We start from the raw sequence: 24958 nt of genomic DNA, 5'->3' as shown, positions 1-24958 counted from the left end.
TATCCTATTTTTTTTAAGATAGATATTTGTTTCTGTTAATTTCTTTATTATAAAACTCAACCTGAGTCTATTTTTAGAAAAGTTTTTATTCTAATTTTACGAAAAAGCAAATGTAAACAATTGCATATTTTTTTGACACTAACATGGATGTAAATATTGAGAATAGCTGGAAAGAACAGCTTGTAGATGAGTTTGAAAAACCATATTTTAGAGAATTAGTTGATTTCGTAAAAACTGAATATCAAACGCATACTTGTTTTCCGAAAGGATCGGATATTTTTGCGGCCTTTGATAGTTGTAATTTTGATGATGTAAAAGTGGTTATCATTGGTCAAGATCCTTATCATGGTATCGGACAAGCTAATGGATTGTGTTTTTCTGTAAGTAATGGAATTGCTATACCACCTTCATTAATCAATATTTTTAAAGAAATAGAATCCGATGTTAATGTTTCTTTTCCATCTAATGGCAACCTACAGCGATGGGCAAAACAAGGAGTTTTATTGCTTAATGCCACTTTAACGGTAAGAGCCCATCAAGCAGGATCTCATCAAGGCAAAGGTTGGGAAAAGTTTACAGACGCCGTGATTCATTCCATTTCCAAGAATAAAAATGATGTAGTTTTCTTATTATGGGGAGGTTTTGCAAAAAAGAAAGGTGCAAAAATTGATAACAATAGGCATCATATTTTGACCAGTGGACATCCTTCTCCTTTAAGCGCTAATAGAGGTTATTGGTTCGGAAACAAGCATTTTAGTAAGACTAATGAACATCTCCTAAGTACCAATCAAGTACCAATAGAGTGGTAAAGAGATAAATAAAATTTAAGCAGCCTTAGGAATTCCTGTAGTTTTTACCTTATTAATTTTACTGTTGGCTACAGTAGATTGAACTTTTTTAGTTTTTCTCTTTTCACCATCCACTGACTGTATACTGAATTTTAAAAGAATAAAATTGAATGCTATAAGCCCTCCAAGTATTAGTAGAAATGTTACCATAATTGATTTGTTAGTTAATTATTAGATGCGTTTCCTTAAAAAAGGTTGCGTACACTTTCATAATTAGTTTATTGGGGTAGGCGATGCAAATGTACAAAAATATTTGAACCTTTTCCTACGGAAAGCCCATAAGATATATGATTTAATCATATCTGAAATATTTTTGCTATTTAATTCAGGTTCCGATAAAAAGTTATTAAAAAAATGAACATTTGATATGTCACTCCTTTATTGAATAACGTTTATATAATGGTATACTCTACTTCTAGAATCGATAACCAACTGATAAATTGGGATGTGCCAGTAAATCTGGACTATTTTTATTAATTAAATTGTAGGCAATTGCGATTCCAAAATCAATAAAAATGCCATTTTTTAATATTCTTTTATCCCCAATACCGATTCCTAAAGCCACATCTGTAAAGTCAATTTCTCGAGCGGTTGGGCTATTATTCGTAAAGGTAATGAACTGCCCTGATGATATCATAGCAAGTCCCTGAACATAAAACCTTCTGGCAAACCTTTCTCCAACATAGTATTTTATATTAGGAATAATTGAAAAACTGGTTCTTCCCGTAATATCTATATCTCTATTATCAATATTATTTTGGTCATCATACGCTTTAAAAAGGTTTATTCCTATACTTATATTTTTATTAAGAATCCGATCATAGTTTATGCTAAAACCTTCAGCAATAGCAAAAGGATGGAGGTTGATGCTTAAGTCATTTTTCTGAGTATCACGTTTTGGTAGATTAGTTGAGTTTTCCTGGGAAAGACCAATTTTTCCAAGGAAAATAAGTGCTATTATAATAAAGGTTTTCTTCATTATGTAATTTGTTTTACAAAAAAAAGAGTTATACAGACTTAAATCTTACTAAAAAGCTGTATAACTCTATGGTGTGAGTATATGATAATACTAACTGGATAAATTCTTCGTATTAAAATCGATATCCTAGATATAAGTTAGGTCTTAATATGATTTCAGGGCTTTTATTACTAAATAAATTTCGCCCAATACCAAATCCAAGATCGATAAAGAATCCATTTCTAGTAACAAATTTTCCTCCAACAGAGAATCCTAATGCAAAATCGGTATATTCTTCTTCTACATCACCAGCACTAATAAAGTTTCCAAGATCGTCAAAAACTTCTACGTAGTTTTCGTGTTCTCCAGAGGATAACATTCCAAAAGCTTCTACATAAAAACCTCTAGCAATTCTGCTGCCAAAAAAGTATTTAAACCTGGTTGTAAAAGCTATTTCTTTATCAAATACGCCATCGGTATCTATAAGATCATAGTCGTCTTCATCATTATCTTCATCCGCTAGGCGGTAGAAAAAATCAAACCCTAAACTACTATTTTCGCTAATAATTCTTTCATAACCAAGATCAAGTGCTCCAAAGGCTACAATATTGAATGGGTTAATACTGAGTTCATTTTTGTTAATATCTCTACGTGGAAGATCTGACTGATCTTGAGCAAAAGAAATTTGAAATGAGAATAAAATAATAAAGGCAATTAATGTCTGTTTCATAATAATTAAGTTGTTTTCCTATTAAACAAGACGTAAAAACCTGAAAAAGGTTGCTTACATCTCAAAAATTAAATTTTCTGGATCAACTACCTTGCCAATTATACCTAAACTGAATAATTGATCCTGAACTTTATGTAAAGTTTCATTATCTATTATTGATTGACTCCATTCAGTAATCTGTAACCATTCCTTAATATCCACCAATTGTTGATCATATCTATGAGCGAGTGTTTTATCGATACTCGGTATTTGCTTAAAATCAGAAGTTGTATTATTAATTGTACGTAAGATATCTTTTATTTGCTCTTTTTTAGTTTCTAAAATTTCCTCTCTAACTGCGATTACAAAACAAGGCCAGGGAGTAGGGCAGTCTGCTACTCGACGAAACGTTTTGTTGTCTACCAATGGTTTTGTCGTAAAATGTTCCCACATAAAATAGTCCGCACTACCTTGTGTTAAGGCTTTTACAGCACCATCAAGATTTTTTACTACCTCAAATTGTAGAGAAGTGGTATCCCATTCGTTATTCTGTGCATTTACATATGCCATTAAATGGGATCCGGATCCATATCTGCTAATAGCGGCAGAAGTATTCTTTAGGTCATCCAGACTCTTATAGGTAGAATTGTATCCTACATGAATTCCCCATATCAAAGGAGATTGAATATATGTTTGTACAATTCTAGAGGGATTACCTGCTATAATATCCTTTACAATTCCTTCAGTGAGAATAATGGCCATATCTATATCCTTATTCCTTAGAGCCTCACACATAGCTCCAGTGCCTCCAGGAAAATCAGTCCATTCTAATTGTATATCGTTTGTTAAGTAGGCTCCTTCTTCAATAGTTAAATGCCAAGGTAAGTTAAAGTGTTCTGGAACTCCTCCAATTTTTATAGTATGCATGTTTTTAAAATATGAAATATGTTAAAAAGGTGTGTTTCATCGATTATATTTGTTTTTTATCGTCAAATAAGAAATAATATCATTACCTTTGAAATATAAATCTGATAATTGCGACTATATTTGAAGTAATTAAAACCAAATAAAACAATATTTGTTATGAAAAAGAATTTTTTAAGAAATAAAAGTGCTCAGGTTAAGGTAGCTAAATTAAAAAGCAACACTTTAGAAAACGGAATTGTTGTTTTTATAGCCTTATTATTAGCTACTAATTTTTTAATAAGCTTAAAGATATTGTTTGGATAGTATATTTTCTTAAGAATTTCATTTCTTCAGAAATTTTCATATTTGAATTGTGATTATATGGACGGTTTATCGTCCATTTTTTTTGTCCGATATATCTCTGTGTGAATTTAATCTGTATAACTCACAATTTTATCTAAAGTATATTGGATAAGCCTATCAACTGTTTTTTTTGAATCTTTACTAAATTGTCCTGTAGCTCTATTGGCTATCATTGCATTCATAGATACAGCGCGGTGACCCAGAAGCTTTGCCATTCCATATATACCAGAAGTTTCCATTTCCAGATTGGTTATTTTTTTATCCGCATAACTAAAAGAAGCTAGCTTTTCGTTTAACTGTTCATCTGATGTTACCAGCCTTAAGACTCTTCCTTGAGGACCATAAAAACCAACATTTGTAATTGTAAAACCTTTAATAGTTTGTTCACTTTGCATATGTCTCCCTAGCTTTTTGTCAAAAGAAACTACATAAGGAGTTGACTTATCTTTATCCCAATCCAAATGCTTCATTAGCGGTTCCGAAATTTGGGGAAATTGAATCTCTTTACTATCATAAAAATGTAGCAAGCTATCAAATCCGATAGCAAGTTCAGATACTACAAAACTATCGATAGGTATTTCTGGCTGTAATGCTCCAGATGTACCAACTCGAATGATATTAAGAGATGTGTGATCTTTTTTGACTTCTCTTTTTTCGAAATCAATATTTACTAAAGCATCTAATTCATTAAAAACGATATCTATGTTGTCTGTACCAATACCGGTTGATAATACGGTTATCTTTTTTCCCTTGTAGGTACCTGTCTGAGTATGAAATTCTCTTTTATTGATGATATAATCTACAGTGTCAAAATATTTAGTAACTCGTTCTACACGATCTGGGTCACCTACGATTATAACCGTTTTTGCAAGATGCTCTGGTTTTAGATTTAGATGATAAATACTACCATCTTGGTTGAGAATTAATTCTGATTCGGCTATAGCCATATTATAATTTTAGTAAGTTATGTGTTTCATCATTATACAGGTAATCATATTTTTTGACGCCTCCGTAATACCAATCCAACATTTGTGTGTTATAAAAATTCTTTTTTTGCTGCAGGGCTAATTTTCCTCTTTCTGATAATAAAAGTCGATCTTTAGTTTGATCAAAAAACTGAAAAAGTCTTGCTAATACTCGTTTCAACTGCATATCACCATATCCATAGAATCCTTGATACTCTAATGCATATCCCATTAGTTGTTTTATGTTTTTTATTTCATAGGTATCTACCATTTGTAAGATATTGTGCTCTAGTGTATTAAGGCCAGTTAGCATATTAGGGAATCTCTGTAAGTGGGCTCTTAAGCAAATGGATAAATAATCAAAAGAGGATTGTTTCTTGATTTGCCCAGCTATCTTATTTGGGTTTGATTCACAATATAATGTCCAAATGTGAGATGCTAGCTCTAAATCATTGATGTCTAGTGCTATTTTATTCTCAAAATGCTTTTTTAGCTGAGCATCAGATAATTCACATAGCCCTAAATATTTTTTTGAATTCTCTACTCTACCACTACAAACCAGATACACAGGAGTGTTTTTAATACCTTTTCGAAGTAATAAACTTATGGCAGCAATCATATTGATATGACAGAAAAGATCATATTCAAACCAAAGTATAATTTCATCATACTTTTCTATTGTTTCTAACTTTTCTATTTGACTTATAAACTTTTTATCATAATCTTCAGGAGAAATTCTGTAATATTTTTTTAGGAATGCTTTCCGTTTTAAGAGTGCTTCATCGGTTTCAATTCTTATGTCTGTAGGGCCTTCACAAAGCATCTCCCTCCAAACCAAGAATTCTCCATCAACAAGATTAATTTCTTTTAAGCGATCTGTTAAACTATCGCCATTGGTAATATGTAAAGTTTTAGCCCCCAAGTCTTTATTTTTTCAATAGATTGTATAGAAGTGATTATCCGCCAACACGTTTTACTTTAAACCCTTTTGTTTTTAGAATATCCATAATCTTATCTCGGTAGTCCCCCTGAATAATAATGCGTTCATCCTTAAAACTACCTCCCACACTTAATTTTGTTTTTATTTCTTTAGCAAGTTTCTTAAAATCTTCATCAGCACCTGTGTATCCTTCTAATATGGTGATCGGTTTCCCTTTTCTTTTCTCATATTTACAAATAATTGGATCATTTTGCATCCAAATACCATCTTCTTTTTCCAGATCTTTTTCCTCTTCAATAGGTTCGTGATCAGGAAATAAGTTCTTTAATTGATCTTTTAAATCCATGTTTTAAAAACTACTTCTTAATCAATCCTATTTCTACTAATCTTTGATGTAGAAAATCCCCAGCGGTAATATCTTCATACTGTTTTGGGTTACTTTCTGTGATACATTCCTCTAAACAATTCAATTTCATGTCACTTCTTGGGTGCATAAAGAAAGGAATTGAATATCTTGGTTTACCCCATTGTTCTTTTGGAGGATTAACTACTCTGTGTATCGTAGAACGTAATTTATTATTAGTATGACGTTCTAACATATCTCCTACATTAATCACTAATTCATCTTCTTGCGGAATAGCATCAATCCATTCACCGTCTTTACGTTGTACCTGTAGACCTCCTGTAGAAGCTCCCATTAAGAGTGTGATTAGATTAATATCACCATGTGCACCTGCACGAACTGCTCCTTTTGGTTCTTCGGTAATAGGTGGATAATGAATAGGACGTAAAATACTATTACCATTACTTGCCCAATGATCAAAATAATGTTCATCCAGACCAATATATATAGCTAAAGCTCTCAATACATATATACCGGTTTTTTCGAGCATTCTATAAGCTTCCATACCGGTATGATTAAAATCCTTCAGCTCTTCTACGATTACATTAGGAGGATACTCTTCAATTAAATTTGCATCTTCAGAAGGCTCTTGACCAAAATGCCAGAACTCTTTTAGATCACCTTCTTTTTTACCTTTTGCGTGTTCTTTTCCAAAAGATATATACCCCCTTTGTCCACCTAATCCTTCAATCTCATATTTTTGTTTATCCTCTAATGGTAAGGCAAAAAATGCTTTTACCTCTTTATATAACTCTTCTACTAAATCATCACTAAGAAAGTGATTTTTTAATGCAACAAAACCTATTTCCTCATAGGCTTTTCCTATTTCATCAACAAACTTTTGTTTACGTGATGGATCATCAGACAAAAAATCTGCAAGATCTACACTTGGTATATTATTCATGCTTATTTAATTTTCTTAAACTAAAATAGATGTATTTCGTTAAATACACATCATCTAGGATATATTTTTTTGAAATATTCCAGACTACTGTCAAATTAATTATTTTTTAACAACTAATCATTAATCTATAGTAAATTTAGTTAATTCACATAATTGTTCTGTCTAAATTAACAACTACTTAATAGTATTGTAGTATGAGTTGTTTTTTCTGAGATAAAAATAATTACATTTACTTGTCTATTTTTCGTTTTTGGAAACTATTTATTATTTGAATTTTAAACCTTATGGCAGAAGAGAAATTGTTATTAGATTTTGATAAGAAAGAGTATAGTAATGAACTACTTGTTTCTTTATATTTAAAAATGCTGAAGCCTAGACTGATCGAAGAAAAAATGTTGATCTTACTTCGACAAGGTAAAATTTCAAAATGGTTTAGTGGTATAGGTCAGGAAGCTATTTCAGTAGGAATAACCAGTGCTTTACGTAAAGATGAATATATTTTACCAATGCATAGAAACTTGGGAGTTTTTACCACACGCGAGATACCAATGTATAGGCTTTTTAGTCAATGGCAGGGCAAAGCAAATGGTTTTACCAATGGTCGAGATCGTTCGTTTCATTTTGGGACGCAAGAATATAATATTGTCGGTATGATTTCACATCTCGGACCGCAATTAGGGGTTGCGTGCGGAATTGCTTTGGGTAATCTTTTAAAAAACAATAATAAGGTCACTGCTGTATTTACAGGCGAAGGAGGAACTAGCGAAGGAGATGTTCATGAAGCACTCAATATAGCTTCTGTGTGGAATTTACCCGTTCTTTTTTGTATTGAGAATAATGGATATGGATTGTCAACACCAACAAGTGAGCAGTATAATTGTAAAAACCTTGCTGATCGTGGAGTAGGATATGGTATGGAATCACATATAATAGATGGTAATAATGTTTTGGAAGTTTATGATAAAGTAAATAGACTAGCAGAAAGTATACGTCAAAATCCTCGACCTGTTTTATTAGAATTCAAAACGTTTAGAATGCGGGGCCACGAGGAAGCGAGCGGAACAAAGTACGTGCCTGAAGAATTAATGCAGCATTGGGGATTAAAAGATCCTATAGAAAATTATAAGGAATATCTTATTGAAAACGGTATTTTTTCTGTCGAAGAAGATCTTCAGAAACGATCTATAATAAAAGCGGATATCGATTCACATTGGCAAAGAGCTAATGAAGAAGAAAAGATTCAAGTTGATTTGGATAAAGAACTAAAAGATGTTTATAAAACAGTTGATTTTAAAGAAATTTTACCTGAAAAATCTTCTAAAGAACTTCGACTTATAGATGCAATTTCTGAAGGTTTAAAAGAAGGAATGCGCAAATATAATGACCTAGTTATTATGGGACAGGATATTGCTGATTACGGTGGTGTTTTTAAGATTACAGAAGGTTTTGTTTCAGCATTTGGGAAAGATAGAGTTCGTAATACACCGATTTGTGAATCTGCTATAATTTCTGCAGCATATGGATTGTCTGTAAATAGTATGAAGGCTATTGTGGAAATGCAGTTCGCTGATTTTGTTTCCTCTGGATTTAATCCTATAGTAAATTTATTGGCTAAATCTCATTATCGCTGGAGTCAGTCTGCGGATGTTGTTGTTAGAATGCCTTGCGGAGGAGGAGTAGGTGCCGGACCATTTCATAGCCAGACCAACGAGGCTTGGTTTACAAAAACGCCAGGTTTAAAAGTGGTATATCCGGCTTTTCCTGCTGATGCTAAAGGGTTGTTATTGACATCTATAGAAGATTCTAATCCGGTCTTGTTTTTTGAGCATAAAGCATTATATCGCAGTGTTAGACAAGAAGTCCCAGAAGGATATTATACAATACCATTTGGCAAAGCTGCCTTGTTACAAGAGGGAAATGATATTACTATTATAAGTTATGGAGCAGGAGTTCATTGGGTGTTAGAAACATTAGAAAAATATTCAGAAATAAATGCAGATGTTATTGATTTGAGAACCTTACAACCATTAGATATAGAAACAATTTTATCGTCAGTGAAGAAAACAGGAAAAGCGATTATTTTGCAAGAGGATTCTATGTTTGGAGGGATAGCATCAGATATTTCAGCTCTGATTATGGAGAATTGTTTTCGATATTTAGATGCGCCGGTAAAGAGAGTTGCAAGTTTAGAAACGCCAATTCCTTTTGAACCCAGCTTGGAGTCTCAATATTTGGCAAAAAACAGATTTGAAAAAGAGTTACAGGATTTGTTAAAATTTTAGACCTGTATGTAATAATAGGTTTAAGGTAATTTTAGAATAATTTAGTATGAATTTTAAACCCAGCGATTTTTTTATAGGAATCTTTGATTTATTTGCGATTCTTTTACCAGGTTTAGTATTCACTTATTTATGGATTAAGGAAATATCATTCGTTTTTCATTTTAAATATTCTGAAACCTCAGAGATTACGATATTTTTGGTGATGTCGTATATAGTTGGACACTTTTTACTTAATATTAGTCACCCATTAGACATATTATATTTCAAATTCAATAGAAAATCATTAGGTCGTAATAGATTTTATAAGGCTTTTTCCTTTATAAGAATAAATAATACCTCTGCCTTACAAGAATTAGAAAGAAATACAGCGCATTATAAACTTTTTCGAAGTTTGTCTTTTGTCTTTTTTATCGAAATTATTCACGGTTTTATAGGTGGGATTTTAAGTCCCTGGATCTTTATAGTGCTAGCTTTATTATCGTGTTGGCGATATTGGTTCCTTAAGGACTGGACAGAAGAAATAGCGCTTGAATTTGAAAACACCATCAAAGGAAATATGACGAAGAATACTAACTAATCAATCCTTTATCATCTATTTGTAAGCTCTGTTGAGAAGAGCTGCAAGTTTAGAAATGCCTTTTCCTTTTGAACCGAAGCTAGAGTCGCAATATTTGGCTAAAAATAGGTTCGAAAAAGAGTTGCTAGATCTTTATAGGTATTAATACCTGTTTTTATTACGAAAACGTTTTTTGTTAATAAAAACGAGTGAGATTTTATATATTTGATTTTCAGTTGTTTGCAATGTTTGAATCGATGAATTGATTTCTTTATAGGATGACGGAACATCACGAGTTTTATTAAGGGTTAAAATCCCCTTTGATATAAGTTGTGTGTTCTATTGTTTAATCTTAATTTCGCGCAGTCTATGTGATAAACATAGTGTAGGGGATTAAAAATCAAGGGGTAATACAAAAAATTCATGAATACTAACCAATTAGAACTATTAAGTTCTTCTACTGTTTTAGTTACTGGAGCAGCAGGTTTTATAGGATCGAATCTATGTGAAGCTTTACTAGAAAAAGGTAGTAAAGTTGTAGGTTTAGATAATTTTGCCACCGGGCATAAGAAAAACTTAGCAGCTATTAGTGAAAATCCAAGTTTTACATTTATTGAAGGCGATATACGTAATCTCGAAGATTGCCATAAAGCTTGTAATGGTGTTGATTATATATTACATCAGGCCGCACTAGGATCTGTACCAAGATCCATAAATGACCCAATAACTAGTAATGATGTAAACGTAGGAGGTTTTCTCAATATGCTAGTAGCTTCTAGAGATGCTGGGGTTAAACGATTTATTTACGCAGCAAGCTCTTCTACTTATGGAGATTCTAAGGCCTTACCAAAAGTGGAAGATAAAATCGGGAAACCTTTATCACCATATGCAATTACAAAATATGTAAATGAGTTGTATGCGGATAATTTTAAAAGAACGTATGATTTGGATACCATTGGATTACGCTATTTTAATGTGTTTGGACGTAAACAAGATCCTGATGGTGCTTATGCAGCGGTAATTCCGAAGTTTGTAATGCAGTTTATGAAACATGAATCACCTGTAATTAATGGTGACGGATCTTTTTCCAGAGATTTCACATATATAGATAATGTAATTCAGATGAATCTTAGGGCTATCGTCTCTGATAATGAAGAAGCATTAAACAATGTATATAATACGGCCTTTGGAGAGCGAACTACTTTAAACGAATTAGTCACTTTGCTTAAGGAATACCTATCAGAGTTCGATACCGAAATTGCGAATGTAGAAGTTAAAAAAGGCCCGGAACGTAAAGGCGATGTGCCTCATTCTTTAGCTTCTGTTGATAAAGCTAAAACACTTCTTGGATATGATCCAAAGTTTGATATAAAATCAGGATTAAAAGAAGCTGTAAAATGGTATTGGGATAATCTAAAGTAATTTTACATAACCAGTAAATAAACTAAATAACCACAAAAATGCAAGATATAAAAATAGGAATCATTGGTTTGGGGTATGTGGGACTTCCTTTGGCCAGATTGTTTGCAACAAAATTTCCTGTAATTGGTTTTGATATTAATCAAAAAAGAATCAATGAACTAAGGTCTGGAAAAGATACCACTTTAGAAGTTGAAGATGAAGTATTACAGTCTGTACTAAAAAATGACGCTCAAATGGAGCTAGGTTTGTATTGTTCTGCTGATTTAGAAGATATAAAAGATTGTAATTACTATATCGTAACGGTTCCTACGCCAGTAGATAAAAATAACAGACCAGATCTTACTCCTTTGTATAAGTCCAGCGAAACTGTTGGTAAAGTGCTGAAAAAAGGAGATATCGTTGTTTATGAATCTACAGTATATCCGGGAGTAACTGAAGAGGAGTGTATTCCGGTTTTAGAAAGAATAAGTGGATTGAAATTTAATAAAGATTTTTACGCAGGATATTCTCCGGAGCGCATCAATCCAGGAGATAAACTACATACTGTAGAAAAAATTCTGAAGGTAACAGCAGGTTCTACACCAGAGATAGGAAAGAAAGTAGATGCACTTTATGCTTCTGTTATTACCGCAGGAACCCATTTAGCTCCAACCATAAAAGTAGCAGAGGCGGCCAAGGTTATAGAAAATTCGCAGCGTGATATTAATATTGCTTTTGTTAATGAGTTAGCTAAGATTTTTAATTTGATGGATATTGACACCAATGAGGTGTTAAAAGCGGCTGGTACAAAATGGAACTTCTTGCCTTTTAAACCAGGTTTGGTTGGTGGGCATTGTATAGGGGTTGATCCATATTACTTGGCTCAAAGAGCACAGGAATTCGGATATCACCCGGAAATTATATTAGCAGGTCGAAGATTGAATGATAGCATGGGACAATATGTTGCTTCAGAAGTTATCAAGTTGATGGTCAATCACGATATCAAAATCAAAGGAGCTAATGTATTGGTATTAGGAATTACCTTTAAAGAAAACTGTCCTGATGTTAGGAATACAAAAGCAGTAGATGTAATACAAAACTTAAAGGATTTTGGAACGGATATCGATATCTATGATCCTTGGGCAAATCCATCAGAAGTAGCACATGAATATGGATTGGAAACAATAACAGAATTACCAACTTCAAAGTTTGATGCTGTTGTATTAACGGTAGCACATAAGGAATATTTGGATATTGATCTTAATTCATTATTAAAACCAAATGGGGTTTTGTATGATGTAAAGGGAATTTTAAAAGAAAAAGTACACGGAAGACTGTAAGGGAAACAATCTTCATCTTATAATATAAACAACTTTTTAAACCAACCACATTGAGCCAATTAAAGAAAGGAGCTTTACTTACTTATTTAAAGATCTTCTTAATAAACGTTATCGGAATTGTGATTACTCCGTTAATTGTTAGTTATTTAGGGAAAGATGAGTACGGTATATTCAATGCTATAGGTGCGTTGATAGGTACTATTGCATTGCTTGATTTTGGATTAACCAATACCGTGGTTCGATTTATTGCTAAGTATAGAGCAGAGAAAGATAAGGAAGGAGAGGAGAATTTTTTAGGTACTGTTAGAATCTTATATTTTGCTGTTTCTGCATTAGTAGTGATTTCTGGAATCGTATTTTATTTTTTTATTGATTCATACTTTACCAAATTCAATGCAGAAGAGTTAAGAATTGCTAAGTTAATGTTTGTGATTCTAATTTTTAATTTGGCCATTCAGCTACCGGGAATGATATTTACCGGTATTTGTAAAGGATATGAAAAGTTTGTGTTTCCTGAGTCTGTGGGGATCATTAGATATTTGCTAAGATCATTGACCATCGTTGCTGTATTGTTTTTTGGAGGTAAAGCAATTGCTTTAGTTATTGTGGATACAATATTCAACGTCCTTACCATTTCGGTATCTGCTTATTATGTGTTGGTGAAATTAAAAGTAAGGTTCAAATTGCATAAATTATCCAAAAGTTTTATCCTTCAGATTTTTCAATATTCGAGTTGGATTTTCCTATTTGCCATTGTAAATATGTTGCAGTGGAAATCCGGAAGTTGGGTTTTAGGAGCTATTAGTATTCCTAAAGTTTTAGGAATATATGGATTAGGGATTACATTGGGAACCTATTATGGAGCATTTTCTACAGCGATTTCTAGTGTTTTTTTACCAAGAGCAACGCAGATGTCTGTAAATAATGCTAGTGGTGAGGAATTGACCGATATGATGATTAAATTAGGAAGACTGTCGTTTATCATATTGATGTATATTTTTGGAGCTTTTATGTTGTATGGAGAACAATTTATTAATCTTTGGGTAGGAGGAGGAGAATCTTCGTCCGATGGAAAATATGGTGTAGAAGAGTGTAGAGAGATTTATGTGATTGCTCTTATTATCATGGTTGGATATACACTCCCTTTATTACAAGCATTTGGAAATTCTATACTGGAGGCTAAAAATAAATTATCTTTTAAAGCAATTCTTTATCTTGTCTTTATGATTCTGGGAGTAATTGCAGGAGGTTTTCTAGCCAGAGAATATAGCGCTGTCGGAATGATAATTGGGCTTGTTGGAGGATGGATGATTGTACAGAATGTAATGAATTTTTATTATCACAATAATATAGGTTTGAATATTATACGTTTTTTTAAAGAACTGTTTCATAAAGCTCTAATAGTAGTTTTATTAGTGATTGCAGTAGGCTACTTTATTAATTATATTCCTGGTGAAGGATGGATTAGTTTTATTGCAAAAGGGATTTCATATACTATTGTTTTTATCTTTATGATGTATTTTATCGGTATGTTAGAGTATGAAAGAGAGCTGTTTAGAAAACCTATAGTTTCTTTATTAAAACGAAAATAAAAAGAAGAAATGGATACATTAAAACTACATTCAATTACATATTCAGAAGAAGGTCGAAAGATCAACTACGAATATTCTGTTGGTTCTAATATCCAGAAGCTATTTGTAGAAAATGAATCTTTTTATTCTAAGTATCAAATTGATGTTAGTGCTACTCCAGTAAGTATTGCGGTAATTCCATTTTTATCTAATGTGTTACCAATGGCTTGGTTTGCCGGCTTTTCTATAGAAGTAGATGAAGTAGATGAAGATTTTTACAATGCACAGGAGAAGATAAAACAAGAATTTGCTAAAAGAGATACTTCGAATAGTTTTGAAGGTATATTAATTGCAAAGAAATTAGTAAAAAACACATTAGATGGTTCTAAATCATCAATGCTTTTTAGTGGAGGAGTAGATGCATATGCTACATATATAAGAATCTACGATAGAAAACCAGATTTAATTACACTTCACGGGGCAGATATCACTATAAAGGATAAAGATCAATGGAAAGATTTTACCGGCTTTATAGAAAGTGAAGAACTGTTAGAAGATAATAATAAAGAATATATAGAAACCAACCTTAGAGATTTTTATACGTATCAAGTAGAGCTTTTGTTGAAAGATATTGGGTGGTGGGGAAAAGTTCAACACGGATTGGCTTTAGTTGGTTCACTTGCTCCATTATCATATATAAATAAGTATGGTTCAGTCCATATTGCGTCTTCTTATACAGATCATATAGATATTGATTGGGGATCTACACCAGAGATAGATGAGAAAATAACCTGGGGATCTGGTTTCAAAGTATTTCATGATGGCTATGAATTAAAAAGACAGGACAAAGTAGATCTGATTGCAAAATTTGCTTCAGAAAAAAACAAGAGATTTAGACTGCGAGTATGTTACTCTGAAAAAAGGACCGAATTCAATTGTAGCTATTGTGAAAAGTGCTTCAGAACAATACTTGGTTTAATTCTTAATAACCAGAATCCTAATGAATACGGTTTCAAAGTTGATGGTAGTGTTTATGACAAGATTTATCAAATATTACATATTGGTTCTGGTAGTAAGGGAGTAAAGTACTTTTGGTGGGAACTTATGGAAAAAGCTAAGAGTGTAGAAACTTTCTTTGTTTTTGATAATAAAGAGACCGAAACCAAACATATGAACGATTTCAGAAACGGAAAAGTGGATCGGCTTTTAGAAGAAAAGATTAATAACGCCAACAAAGGAACAAACAGATTAAAATTTATTATTAGAAATAAGTTTCCTTGGTTGCAAACGATATATAGAAAATTCAAATAGAATAAAAAACTGGGTTAATTGTAGAATTCATGAAATACGGACTACTTACATACGATGAGAATAAAAATTTCTTTAATGTTGGAGATAATATTCAAAGTTTAGCAGCTAAGCAATATTTACCAAAAGTTGATACGCTATTAAATAGAGAACGATTAGGAGAATATAAGGGAGATCCTATTAAATTGATAATGAATGGATGGTTTACTCATAACATTCATAATTGGGTGCCATCAGAGGAAATAGATCCTGTATTCGTATCTTTTCATATGAACAATACTGCAGCTCCAGCAATGTTAAGTGAAAAAGGGATTGCTTATTTAAAAAAACATGAACCTATAGGATGTAGAGATCAATTTACTGCAGATACGCTTAAGGCAAAAGGTATTGATGCACATTTTACTGGTTGTCTTACGCTAACTTTGGATTCATATAAAGTTGATGATGCTGAAAGAGGAGATGATATTTATATCGTGGATCCTTTATATAGTTATCCAAGAGCAGAAAAAGTATTTTATAATACTAAAATTACCATAAAAAATATTCTTAATGGCTCCGCTTTTAAATTAGGAAAGAAAAATAAACACATAAAAAAGTTTATTAGTAAAGAAGTATTAGATACTGCAACATTTATTAACCAGGAACCACCTTCTAATACATATACAGATGAAGAAAAATTTGCAATGGCAGAAGATCTTCTAAATAAGTATGCAAAAGCAAAACTAGTAATCACCTCCAGAATTCATTGTGCTTTACCTTGCTTAGCAATGGGAACACCCGTAATTTTTGTAAATGGATTTGATAGTTTTGTAGACTCTTGCCGATTTGACGGTATTCTGGAATTGTTTAACAGAATAGATATTGATAGTAAGACAGGAGCATATACTTCTAATTTTGGATTAGAAGGCAAAATAACCAACGATACAACCGTAAAAAACCTCGAAAAACACCACGACTTAGCAAATGCATTAAAAGAAAAAGTAACAAGTAAAATCTAATCAACCACACAAAAGATGAAAAGGGTATTCAAAAAACTGCTTAAAGATAGATTCTTTACAGCTCCTAAAAAAATGCAACAAAAACATACTGTATTTACCAAAGAGCAATTAGAAGAATTAACAAAATCGCTTAAAGAAAACTATTTAGACAGGGGAAACACCAAAAGTAGATTATCCACTTCAGAATATAATCAAGCGATTAGTGGACAGCTTTTTGAACGTTTGTACTATAATAGAAACCGTATTGCACCTTGGCTACATCATGTAAAAGATTTAAACGGTGCTAGTATTCTGGAGATTGGATGTGGAACAGGAATCTCTACGTTGGCACTAAGTGAACAAGGTGCTAAAGTAGTAGGAGTAGATGTAGATGCAGGTGCGTTAGAAGTAGCTAAAGATAGGATGCGGATTGCGGGTTATGAAGCAGAATTACATCATGTAAATGGAGAAGAAATTGAAGAGAATTTTAAAGATAGAAAATTTGATTTTATTATCTATTATGCCGTTTTAGAGCACATGACGGTAAGTGAACGATTAGAATCATTAAAACAAGCTTGGGGAATGTTATCAAAAGGTGGATATCTAGCAGTTATCGAAACTCCAAATAGATTGTGGTATTATGACTCACATACCGCAGCATTACCTTTTTACGATTGGCTCCCCGATGATTTGGGATACTATTATTCTAAGTTTTCTAGTAGAAAGAATTTTAAAGATTCTTATAGAGAAATAGATGATGAAAACATGATGAAATTTAAGAGATGGGGAAGAGGAGCTAGTTACCACGAATTTGAAGTGGCGATTGCACCGCTAAAAGAGCTAAATGTAGTTAGTAGCTTGATGAAGTTTGAAAAATCAGCATTTCTGAAGGTTGGTTTTAAAGGATTACGCTATATCAAATTTTTAAAAACACTCAATAAAAATTTAACCAGTGGATTCTGTTATCCTTATCTAGATATCGTTATCAAAAAATAATAAAAGCAAAAAGTCTTAGACATTATTCTAAACTAAATCTTGATGAAACTTGTATATATTGTTAACCGCATAGATGGTCCGGGTGGACTAGAAAGAGTGCTTTCCATTAAGGCTAGCAAACTCGCTGATGATTATGGTTATGATATACATATTGTTACTTTGAATCAGGACACGAGTGACCTTTTTTACAATTTTAGTCCTAAGTTATCTTATCATAATGTGAGTGCGAAAGGAAATCCTTTTACCAGAATGTTTAAATATGCGTCTGGTTTACGAAGTGTAATGAAGAACCTAAATCCAGATGTAATTGCAGTATGTGATGATGGTTTAAAAGGTTTTTTTGTTCCTTTAGTATTGGGTAAACCGTGTCCGATGATATATGAGAGACACGTTTCCAGAAGTGTTGAAATCAAAAAAGGAAAAAGATCACTAACCAAACGAATCGCTACCGCTATTAAATTTGGCTTGATGAATTTTGGTGGTAAATATTACGATCATTTTGTTGTATTGACTAATGGAAACCTCAATGAGTGGTCCTTTAAAAACCTAAAGGTAATTCCTAATCCTTTATCATTTTATCCGGATGTAAAAAGCACTTTAGAAAACAAGAATGTACTAGCTGTCGGAAAGCATAGTTTTCAAAAAGGATATGATAGATTGTTAAAAAGCTGGAAACAAGTAGCAGAAAAATATCCGGATTGGACATTGGATATCTATGGTACGATTAGTAAGGCAGAGGGTTTAGCTACACTAGCTAACAATCTCAATATTTCAAAAACGGTAAATTTTTATCCACCGGTTAAAAATATTGCAGAAAAATATGAACAAGCTTCTATTTATACAATGTCTTCTCGGTTCGAAGGTTTTGGAATGGTCTTAACAGAAGCAATGGCATATGGTGTTCCTTGTATTTCATATGATTGTCCTTATGGACCTTCGGATATTATTACAGATAAAGAAAATGGTATTTTAATAGAAAATGGTGATATTGATGCTTTTGCTGAAGGTGTGATTTCTTTAATTGAAAATGAGGATAAAAGAAAATCCATGGGAGTAAAGGCAAAAGAAGCTGTTAAAAAATATTTACCGGAAACTATTGCTGAAGAATGGAACCTTTTATTTAAGAGTTTAACGAATACCTCTTCGACATGAAAATAGTTTTTATTATTGATCAGGTATACTTGCACGGTGGCATCGAAAGGGTACTATCCATTAAAGCAAATTATTTTGCTGCTCAAGAAGGTAATGAAGTTCATATTGTTACTACCGAACAAAAAGAAGAAAAGCCTTGTTATACCTTTGATGAAAAGATAATTTTTAGAGATTTAGCGATTAATTACAATCGTCGAAAATCTTATTTCCATCCTAAAAACCTTAAAAAACTACCTAAACATATTTCACGAACTAAAGCTGCATTAAAACAAATAAAACCAGATGTGGTAGTGGTTTGCAGTCACAGTGTAGATACTTATTTCGTTCCATTTATTGTAAAAAGTATTCCAAAGGTTAAAGAGTTTCATTACTCAAGATTTATCGAAAAGAGCAAACGTGAAAATCCAAGTCTGTTTAAGAAGTTCTTCTTCAAATTTGCGGATTATGTAGAGTCGAAATATGATACATTGGTAATTCTTAATAAAGATGAATCTAATTATTATAAGAGTAAGAATACTGTTGTTATCCCTAATCCATTGACTTTTTATCCTGATAAGGTATCAGAGCTTACTAATAAAAGAATTATTACTGCAGGAAGAATTGCTGCAGTAAAAGGGTATGATATTCTTGTCGATATCTGGAAAGAAATAGCCAAAATTAGAAAAGATTGGCAACTTCATATTTTTGGTAGTGGAGAACCGGGTTATGTTAAGATGCTTCAGGATAAAATTTATACTGCAGGCATTCAGGATACTATCAAATTAATGGGATCTACAGATAAGATTCAAGAAGAAATGTTACATTCTTCTATTTTTGTGATGACATCACATAATGAGTGTTTTCCTTTAGTTTTACTAGAAGCACAGGCTTGTGGCTTACCAATTGTATCCTTTGATTGTCCTTATGGACCAAGAAATATTATAGATAAAGAAACCGGTATTCTTGTGCCCGTTTATGATAATAATACTTTTATTAATCAGCTTAATGAATTAATGGGTGATCAAGATAATATACTGAGGATGGGTAAGAACGCCAGAGAAAATGCTAAGAAGTATCAGCTTTCCTCTGTGATGAGTCTTTGGCAAAAAATGTTTAATGATTTAATAAATTAGAAATGAGATCATTAATTTTAAATATTTATAAAATGTTTTTGTTACCTCATGTGATTGTATATCGGATGAGTAAAAACAAAGAGTCTATTGATAAGGATATAGAAAGATGGGCATCAGCAAAAGGAGCAAAGGGTAGTAAAGTATCATTACTTTTAAATTTCCTGGCTAATTCTCCGGATTTTAGAACGTTATTTTATTTTAGAAACAGAGGTGTTATATCCAGTTTGTTAAATATATATTGTAAAAAGGAAAAGTATTTTAGGATTGATATGAGTACAAAGCTTGGTGGAGGAGTGCTTACTGGGCATCCATATAGTACCATTCTTAATGCAGATTCAATCGGAGAGAATTTATATGTGAATCATTTAGTCACAGTAGGAGAAGTAAATGGAAAGAGACCCACAATTGGAGATAATGTATCGATTTACACAGGAGCCATTATTATTGGTGATATCAAAATCGGTAATAACTGTTCAATAGGTGCAGGATCTGTGGTAGTGAAAGATGTTCCGGATAATTGTGTAGTGGTTGGTAATCCTGCACGTATTATCAAACAAGATGGGAAAAAGGTATAATTCTAACTTTAGACAAAAACAAAAAGAATAAATTAAAAAGAGTGAAGCAGAATACTAACATAACGGTTAAAATCGCTAAGTAAGATGAACACTTTTGTGCCTTTAGAGTTTTACTATCCGTTGTATATCAACCTATGCTTTTTCTTGGTTATTTTTACTTTATTGCACACTAGAATCTTAGAAATTAGTGAAAAGAAAAATATCGTATTTATAAATTTTACAGGATATTTTTTATTGATTTTCCTTATTCTACATATTGGGCAGAGACCTATTAGTGGGATATTTGGTGATACGGTTAATTATATAGTCACATTTGATAGGTATAGACTAGGAGGAGAGATTCCAGAAGTGAATGATTATGGTTGGCATGTATTTATGAAAACCTTAGCACAGATCGTTTCTGCACATACCTTTTTTACGATTTGTGCATTCATATACATATTTCCACTCTATAAGATATCCAAAACATTATTTGGTCAATATTGGTATTATTCCTTTTTGATGTTTATTGTATCATTTTCATTTTGGACGTATGGTGTTAATGGTATGCGAAATGGTGCCGCGACATCGCTTTTTTTATGGGGATTATGCTACCGTCAAAACAAAGTTGTTATGGCTTTGTTTTTTCTAGCTGCGACATTCTTTCATAAAACATTGTTCTTACCAATTTTCGCGTATATCATCACGAACTTTTATAACAATCCTAAAACGTTTTTTAAAGGATGGCTTTTTTGTATTCCTTTGTCACTCGTAATGGGAAGTCTATGGGTTACACTTTTTGCCAGTTTAGGTTTTGGAGATGATCGACTTACAGGATACTTAACATCAGAAGTAGATGCTAGTGCATTTGCAAGTACTGGATTTCGTTGGGATTTCTTATTTCATAGTGCTTTTGCAGTATTTGCGGGATGGTACTTTATTTATAAAAAGAAATTTGAAGATAAATTTTATTTCCAATTGCTGAATACCTATTTAATATGTAACGGATTTTGGATTTTAGTAATCAAAGCTAACTATTCCAATAGGTTTGCCTATTTATCGTGGTTTATGATGGCAATTGTCATTATTTATCCATTTCTAAAAAAAGAATTTTTTAAAAATCAGCATTTTATGATTGGGAAAGTAATGCTGGTTTATTTTTCATTTACATATATGATGTACTATTTATATTGGGGATAATTACAAAAAAACAAATCAATTAGTCAACTAATGAAAACTATAACCGTATTTACACCTACTTATAACAGGGCCTATTGCTTACATAAGTGTTATGAGAGTTTAATAAAACAATCTAATCAAGATTTTGTTTGGTTAATCATAGATGATGGTTCATCAGATGATACAGAAACGCTAGTAGCTTCGTGGATCAAAGAAGGTAAAATCGATATACAATATCATTATCAGGAAAATCAAGGAATGCATGGCGGTCATAATGCTGCTTATCGATTAACCGAAACTACACTTAACGTTTGTATCGATAGTGATGATTGTATGGGGGAAGAAGCTATTGATAAAATTCTTGTTGCCTGGGAAAAGATCAAAGACAAACCAGAATTTGCCGGATTGGTTGGATTAGACGCTGATCCCGAAGGAAAAATTATTGGTACAACGATTCCTGACCATATAAAAGAAACTACACTATACGATCTATACAATGTGCACAAGGTGTTGGGAGATAAGAAGTTAGTGTATAGAACAGAGGTAGTGAAGAAATATCCTCCGTATCCTATTTTTGAAGGAGAGCGTTTCGTTCCTCTCGGGTATTTATATCAATTGATTGATCAGGACTATAAACTGCTACCCATTAATGAAGTATTATGTGAAGTAGAATATATGCAAGATGGATCAAGTATGAATATTCTGAAGCAATATAGAAGGCATCCCAAAGGATTTGCATTTTCTAGAAAAAGCAGAATGAAACTAGCAGAGAACTTTAAAGATCAATTTAAGAATGCAATTCACTACGTTTCTAGCGCTATGTTTACTAAAAATGGGTCTTTTATCAGTGAATCACCAAAGAAGTTGATTACCATTCTGGCGATACCATTTGGCGTATTGCTAAACTTGTACATACGATATAAAACTAAAGGAGAATTTTAATGGCGGCCATACGTGTTTTACAAGTTTTTACGATCATGAATCGGGGAGGAGCTGAATCTATGATTATGAATTATTATAGAAAGATTGATAGAGATAAAGTGCAGTTCGATTTTTTAGTGCATAGAAAGGAAAAAGCTGCTTTTGATGATGAAATAGAAAGTTTAGGAGGAAAGATATACCGATTTGATGCGATTAATCCGCTTTTTCCTGGTGATTATTACAATAAGTTACGAGTTTTTTTTAAAGAACATCAGGAATATGCTGTTGTACATTCTCATCTGAATACATTTAGTTGTTTCCCTCTTAAAATCGCCAAAGAATTCAATATTCCCTGTAGAATAGCACACGCTCATATTGCAATAGATGATGTTAGTATTTCATCACTTTTTTCTCAAAAAGAAAGTATAAAAGAAACATTTAAAAAGTTAATCAAACTTCAACTAAAAAAGAAGGTTAAAAAAGATGCGACACATCTGTTTTCTTGCGGAGATAAAGCAGGAAAATGGTTGTTTGGTAGTAACGTTTCTTTTACAACTATGAATAATGCCATAGATACAGAAAAGTTTGCCTACAATGCATTAGTTGCTCAAGAGTATAAAGAAGAATTCGATGTGCAGAATCGGTTGGTGATTGGTCATGTAGGGCGATTTGCAAGCCAAAAAAACCATGCATTCTTATTACAAATTTTTGCTGCCTTAGTAAAAGAAAAATCAGCTAGTGATTTAGTCATGATTGGTGATGGTCCATTAAAGAAAGTGATGGAAAAGGAAGCCAAAAACTTATCTATTGACAGTAACGTACATTTTTTAGGAGTTAGAGCTGATGTACCAGAGTTATTTCAAATGTTTGATGTGTTTGTTTTTCCCTCTTTTTATGAAGGGCTTCCAGTCACCTTGATTGAAGCACAAGCAGCTGGAATTAAAGTTCTGGCATCTGATAGTATTACTAAAGAAGTGAGCCTGACAGATGATATAGCGTTTCTTTCCATTGATAAACCAGCAGAATACTGGGCTAAGAAGATATTGGAAATAGATGCTGCTAAAAAGAATGATAATACAGAAAAGATAGTGAAAGGGAATTATGATATCGTTTCGAATACCCAAAAGATTCAGGAATTTTATTTAGAACAAGTAAAGGCATAGTTATGGGAAAAATGCAGGAGAAAATATATAATAGTTTGCCTTATCCCTTTAAATTCATTTTGCTGAATATAAAAGCGTTTCAGAATTCAAAACAACGATATACTAAAGAGTTCGACGCATTTTTAAAAGAATATATTGATTTGTGGAATGCTGATAGTGATCATATAAATGCTTATCAAAAAAGTAGATTGATACTTTTATTATCCGAAGCATTACATCACTCAGATTGGTATAGTAAGAAGATGAAGGAATTAGGAATAAAGGGTAAACATATTGAAGAAAACCCTTATGATGTGCTTCAGAAAATGCCTATCCTAACCAAATCTGAAAGAAAAACCAATCCCGATCTATTGGTAAATAAAAGCCGAAATACGGATGGAGTTGGTTATACTAGTGGAACATCAGGTGCGCCCACGATTAATTATTTGGATAAAGAATCAATAAACAGATCTTTTGCCTTATGGAGAAGGTTTCATAAAGCAATTGGTTTAGAAACAAAGAGAGTTAAGCAAGTTAGATTTTCTGGAAGATTGATCGTTAAACCTGATTCAAAAAAACCTCCTTTTTGGGTATATAATTATTTTGAGAATCAATTGTTAATGTCTACATATCATTTAACCGATGATAACTTATTTCATTATGTAAAAAAATTGAATCGCTTTAAGCCCATTTTATTGGATGGGTACCCATCGGCAATTTATATTATTAGTAGATTCATTAACCAAAAAAAATTGACATTAAATTTTACTCCGAAGGCTATCGCTGTTACGGCAGAAACGTTATACGATTACCAAAGGCTGGAAATCGAGAAAGCATTTAATTGCCATGTATATAATCAATACGCATCTAGTGAAGGAAGCCCTTTTATTACGGAGTGTACTCAAGGTAATTTACATTTAAATACGGATTCGGGAGTTTTTGAATTTGTAAATGTAAAAGGAGAAAAAGCAAAGTTTGGAGAAGTAGCTCAATTGGTGGTTACCAGTTTTACAAATCTAAAAACCCCTTTAATTAGATACAATATTGAAGATACTGTTTTACTTGCAGAAGCCGGTAAAACATGTAGTTGTGGTTGTGCCATGCCAATGATAGAAAAATTAACCGGTAGGGAAGATGATATCCTTTGGACAAAAGAAAAAGGATACGTAGGTAGAATGGATACTGCTTACAAAGGCTTAGAAGGAATTGTAAAAAGCCAAATTATTCAGGAAAACCCAGAAGAGATTCTAGTTAATTTAATTGCAGATCAAAATTTTGATGATAAAATGCAAGAAAAATTAGTAGATAACCTTAAAGATAGACTAGGCCAAAATATAAATTATCAGATACGAGTAGTGGAGGATATTCCTTTGGGACCAAATGGCAAATTTGATGCCGTTAAAAGAAATTTTGCAATAGAGTTATAAAGAAAAGGAAAATCCGGAATACAATATTGTGTTCCGGATTTCTT

General features: G+C 32.4%; 25 protein-coding genes. 17 read left to right on the top strand and 8 right to left on the bottom strand.

From position 1 onward, the window contains the following. Positions 1 to 143: 143 nt before the first annotated feature. The gene (locus ACFSR1_RS07290) at positions 144 to 809 is read left to right on the top strand and encodes a uracil-DNA glycosylase (protein WP_378291097.1); all 666 of its coding nucleotides are present in this window, start codon (positions 144 to 146) and stop codon (positions 807 to 809) included. Between the two features lie 15 nt (positions 810 to 824). Here ACFSR1_RS07290 and ACFSR1_RS07285 read toward each other — a convergent pair whose 3' ends face one another. The 4 genes from ACFSR1_RS07285 to ACFSR1_RS07270 form a co-directional block, all read right to left on the bottom strand. Beyond that, complete coding sequence (locus ACFSR1_RS07285) at positions 825 to 998, bottom strand: hypothetical protein (protein ID WP_378291095.1); 174 nt, start codon at positions 996 to 998, stop codon at positions 825 to 827. 265 nt (positions 999 to 1263) lie between these two features. Continuing rightward, entirely contained in the window at positions 1264 to 1827 is a 564-nt protein-coding gene (locus ACFSR1_RS07280; protein ID WP_378291093.1) for a hypothetical protein, read from the bottom strand. Between the two features lie 112 nt (positions 1828 to 1939). After that, positions 1940 to 2536, bottom strand: coding sequence for a hypothetical protein (locus ACFSR1_RS07275; RefSeq protein WP_378291091.1), 597 nt, complete (start codon positions 2534 to 2536; stop codon positions 1940 to 1942). Between the two features lie 54 nt (positions 2537 to 2590). Beyond that, positions 2591 to 3442, bottom strand: coding sequence for a substrate-binding domain-containing protein (locus ACFSR1_RS07270; RefSeq protein WP_378291090.1), 852 nt, complete (start codon positions 3440 to 3442; stop codon positions 2591 to 2593). A gap of 156 nt (positions 3443 to 3598) precedes the next feature. Here ACFSR1_RS07270 and ACFSR1_RS07265 point away from each other — a divergent pair, with 156 nt between their 5' ends. After that, complete coding sequence (locus ACFSR1_RS07265) at positions 3599 to 3745, top strand: hypothetical protein (protein ID WP_378291088.1); 147 nt, start codon at positions 3599 to 3601, stop codon at positions 3743 to 3745. A 107-nt stretch (positions 3746 to 3852) separates the two neighbouring features. Here the strand turns inward: ACFSR1_RS07265 and ACFSR1_RS07260 are convergent, their stop codons facing one another. The 4 genes from ACFSR1_RS07260 to ACFSR1_RS07245 are packed head-to-tail and all read right to left on the bottom strand — an operon-like array spanning position 3853 to position 6996. Continuing rightward, positions 3853 to 4731 carry a nucleoside phosphorylase gene (locus ACFSR1_RS07260; protein WP_378291086.1) on the bottom strand — a complete coding sequence of 293 codons (879 nt, stop codon included), beginning with the start codon at positions 4729 to 4731 and terminating at the stop codon, positions 3853 to 3855. A gap of 1 nt (position 4732) precedes the next feature. Beyond that, positions 4733 to 5671: a DUF1835 domain-containing protein gene (locus ACFSR1_RS07255; RefSeq protein WP_378291084.1), complete on the bottom strand. Its 939-nt coding sequence runs from the start codon at positions 5669 to 5671 to the stop codon at positions 4733 to 4735. A gap of 34 nt (positions 5672 to 5705) precedes the next feature. Then, complete coding sequence (locus ACFSR1_RS07250) at positions 5706 to 6035, bottom strand: translation initiation factor (protein ID WP_378291082.1); 330 nt, start codon at positions 6033 to 6035, stop codon at positions 5706 to 5708. 10 nt (positions 6036 to 6045) lie between these two features. Beyond that, positions 6046 to 6996, bottom strand: coding sequence for an isopenicillin N synthase family dioxygenase (locus ACFSR1_RS07245; RefSeq protein ID WP_378291080.1), 951 nt, complete (start codon positions 6994 to 6996; stop codon positions 6046 to 6048). A gap of 284 nt (positions 6997 to 7280) precedes the next feature. On the opposite strand from ACFSR1_RS07245, the gene ACFSR1_RS07240 reads away from it, so the two are divergent. The 15 genes from ACFSR1_RS07240 to ACFSR1_RS07170 all read left to right on the top strand — a co-directional run bounded on the left by ACFSR1_RS07240 (position 7281) and on the right by ACFSR1_RS07170 (position 24914). Continuing rightward, positions 7281 to 9278 (top strand): alpha-ketoacid dehydrogenase subunit alpha/beta, encoded by a 1998-nt coding sequence (locus ACFSR1_RS07240; protein ID WP_378291078.1) that lies wholly within the window; start codon positions 7281 to 7283, stop codon positions 9276 to 9278. A 46-nt stretch (positions 9279 to 9324) separates the two neighbouring features. Beyond that, on the top strand, positions 9325 to 9855 hold the full coding sequence (locus ACFSR1_RS07235; RefSeq protein WP_378291076.1) for a hypothetical protein: 531 nt from the start codon (positions 9325 to 9327) through the stop codon (positions 9853 to 9855). Between the two features lie 402 nt (positions 9856 to 10257). After that, entirely contained in the window at positions 10258 to 11256 is a 999-nt protein-coding gene (locus ACFSR1_RS07230; RefSeq protein WP_378291074.1) for an SDR family oxidoreductase, read from the top strand. Between the two features lie 38 nt (positions 11257 to 11294). Next, the gene (locus ACFSR1_RS07225; protein WP_378291072.1) at positions 11295 to 12575 is read left to right on the top strand and encodes a nucleotide sugar dehydrogenase; all 1281 of its coding nucleotides are present in this window, start codon (positions 11295 to 11297) and stop codon (positions 12573 to 12575) included. Between the two features lie 50 nt (positions 12576 to 12625). Further along, on the top strand, positions 12626 to 14167 hold the full coding sequence (locus tag ACFSR1_RS07220) for an oligosaccharide flippase family protein (protein ID WP_378291070.1): 1542 nt from the start codon (positions 12626 to 12628) through the stop codon (positions 14165 to 14167). Positions 14168 to 14176: 9 nt separating this feature from the next. Beyond that, the gene (locus tag ACFSR1_RS07215) at positions 14177 to 15457 is read left to right on the top strand and encodes a hypothetical protein (RefSeq protein WP_378291068.1); all 1281 of its coding nucleotides are present in this window, start codon (positions 14177 to 14179) and stop codon (positions 15455 to 15457) included. Between the two features lie 29 nt (positions 15458 to 15486). Further along, a complete protein-coding gene (locus ACFSR1_RS07210) occupies positions 15487 to 16452 on the top strand; it encodes a polysaccharide pyruvyl transferase family protein (RefSeq protein WP_378291067.1) in 966 nt (321 codons plus the stop codon). A 15-nt stretch (positions 16453 to 16467) separates the two neighbouring features. Then, positions 16468 to 17427, top strand: coding sequence for a class I SAM-dependent methyltransferase (locus tag ACFSR1_RS07205; RefSeq protein WP_378291065.1), 960 nt, complete (start codon positions 16468 to 16470; stop codon positions 17425 to 17427). Between the two features lie 42 nt (positions 17428 to 17469). Continuing rightward, complete coding sequence (locus ACFSR1_RS07200; RefSeq protein ID WP_378291063.1) at positions 17470 to 18579, top strand: glycosyltransferase family 4 protein; 1110 nt, start codon at positions 17470 to 17472, stop codon at positions 18577 to 18579. Next, positions 18576 to 19691: a glycosyltransferase family 4 protein gene (locus ACFSR1_RS07195; RefSeq protein ID WP_378291061.1), complete on the top strand. Its 1116-nt coding sequence runs from the start codon at positions 18576 to 18578 to the stop codon at positions 19689 to 19691. The genes ACFSR1_RS07200 and ACFSR1_RS07195 overlap by 4 nt, the downstream gene beginning before the upstream one ends. 2 nt (positions 19692 to 19693) lie before the next feature. Continuing rightward, entirely contained in the window at positions 19694 to 20266 is a 573-nt protein-coding gene (locus ACFSR1_RS07190) for a serine O-acetyltransferase (protein WP_378291059.1), read from the top strand. An 84-nt stretch (positions 20267 to 20350) separates the two neighbouring features. Beyond that, positions 20351 to 21445, top strand: coding sequence for an EpsG family protein (locus ACFSR1_RS07185; RefSeq protein ID WP_378291057.1), 1095 nt, complete (start codon positions 20351 to 20353; stop codon positions 21443 to 21445). Positions 21446 to 21475: 30 nt separating this feature from the next. Continuing rightward, on the top strand, positions 21476 to 22366 hold the full coding sequence (locus ACFSR1_RS07180; protein ID WP_378291055.1) for a glycosyltransferase family 2 protein: 891 nt from the start codon (positions 21476 to 21478) through the stop codon (positions 22364 to 22366). Then, on the top strand, positions 22366 to 23508 hold the full coding sequence (locus ACFSR1_RS07175; RefSeq protein ID WP_378291053.1) for a glycosyltransferase family 1 protein: 1143 nt from the start codon (positions 22366 to 22368) through the stop codon (positions 23506 to 23508). Before ACFSR1_RS07180 ends, ACFSR1_RS07175 begins: the two co-directional genes overlap by 1 nt. Before the next feature lie 2 nt (positions 23509 to 23510). After that, on the top strand, positions 23511 to 24914 hold the full coding sequence (locus ACFSR1_RS07170; RefSeq protein ID WP_378291052.1) for a phenylacetate--CoA ligase family protein: 1404 nt from the start codon (positions 23511 to 23513) through the stop codon (positions 24912 to 24914). The last annotated feature ends 44 nt before the right edge of the window (positions 24915 to 24958 follow it).

This window comes from Aquimarina rubra (assembly GCF_042684305.1).
Classification (GTDB): domain Bacteria; phylum Bacteroidota; class Bacteroidia; order Flavobacteriales; family Flavobacteriaceae; genus Aquimarina; species Aquimarina rubra.
Note: the sequence above shows the minus strand (reverse complement) of the source record. Positions and strands in the feature narration are given on the sequence as shown.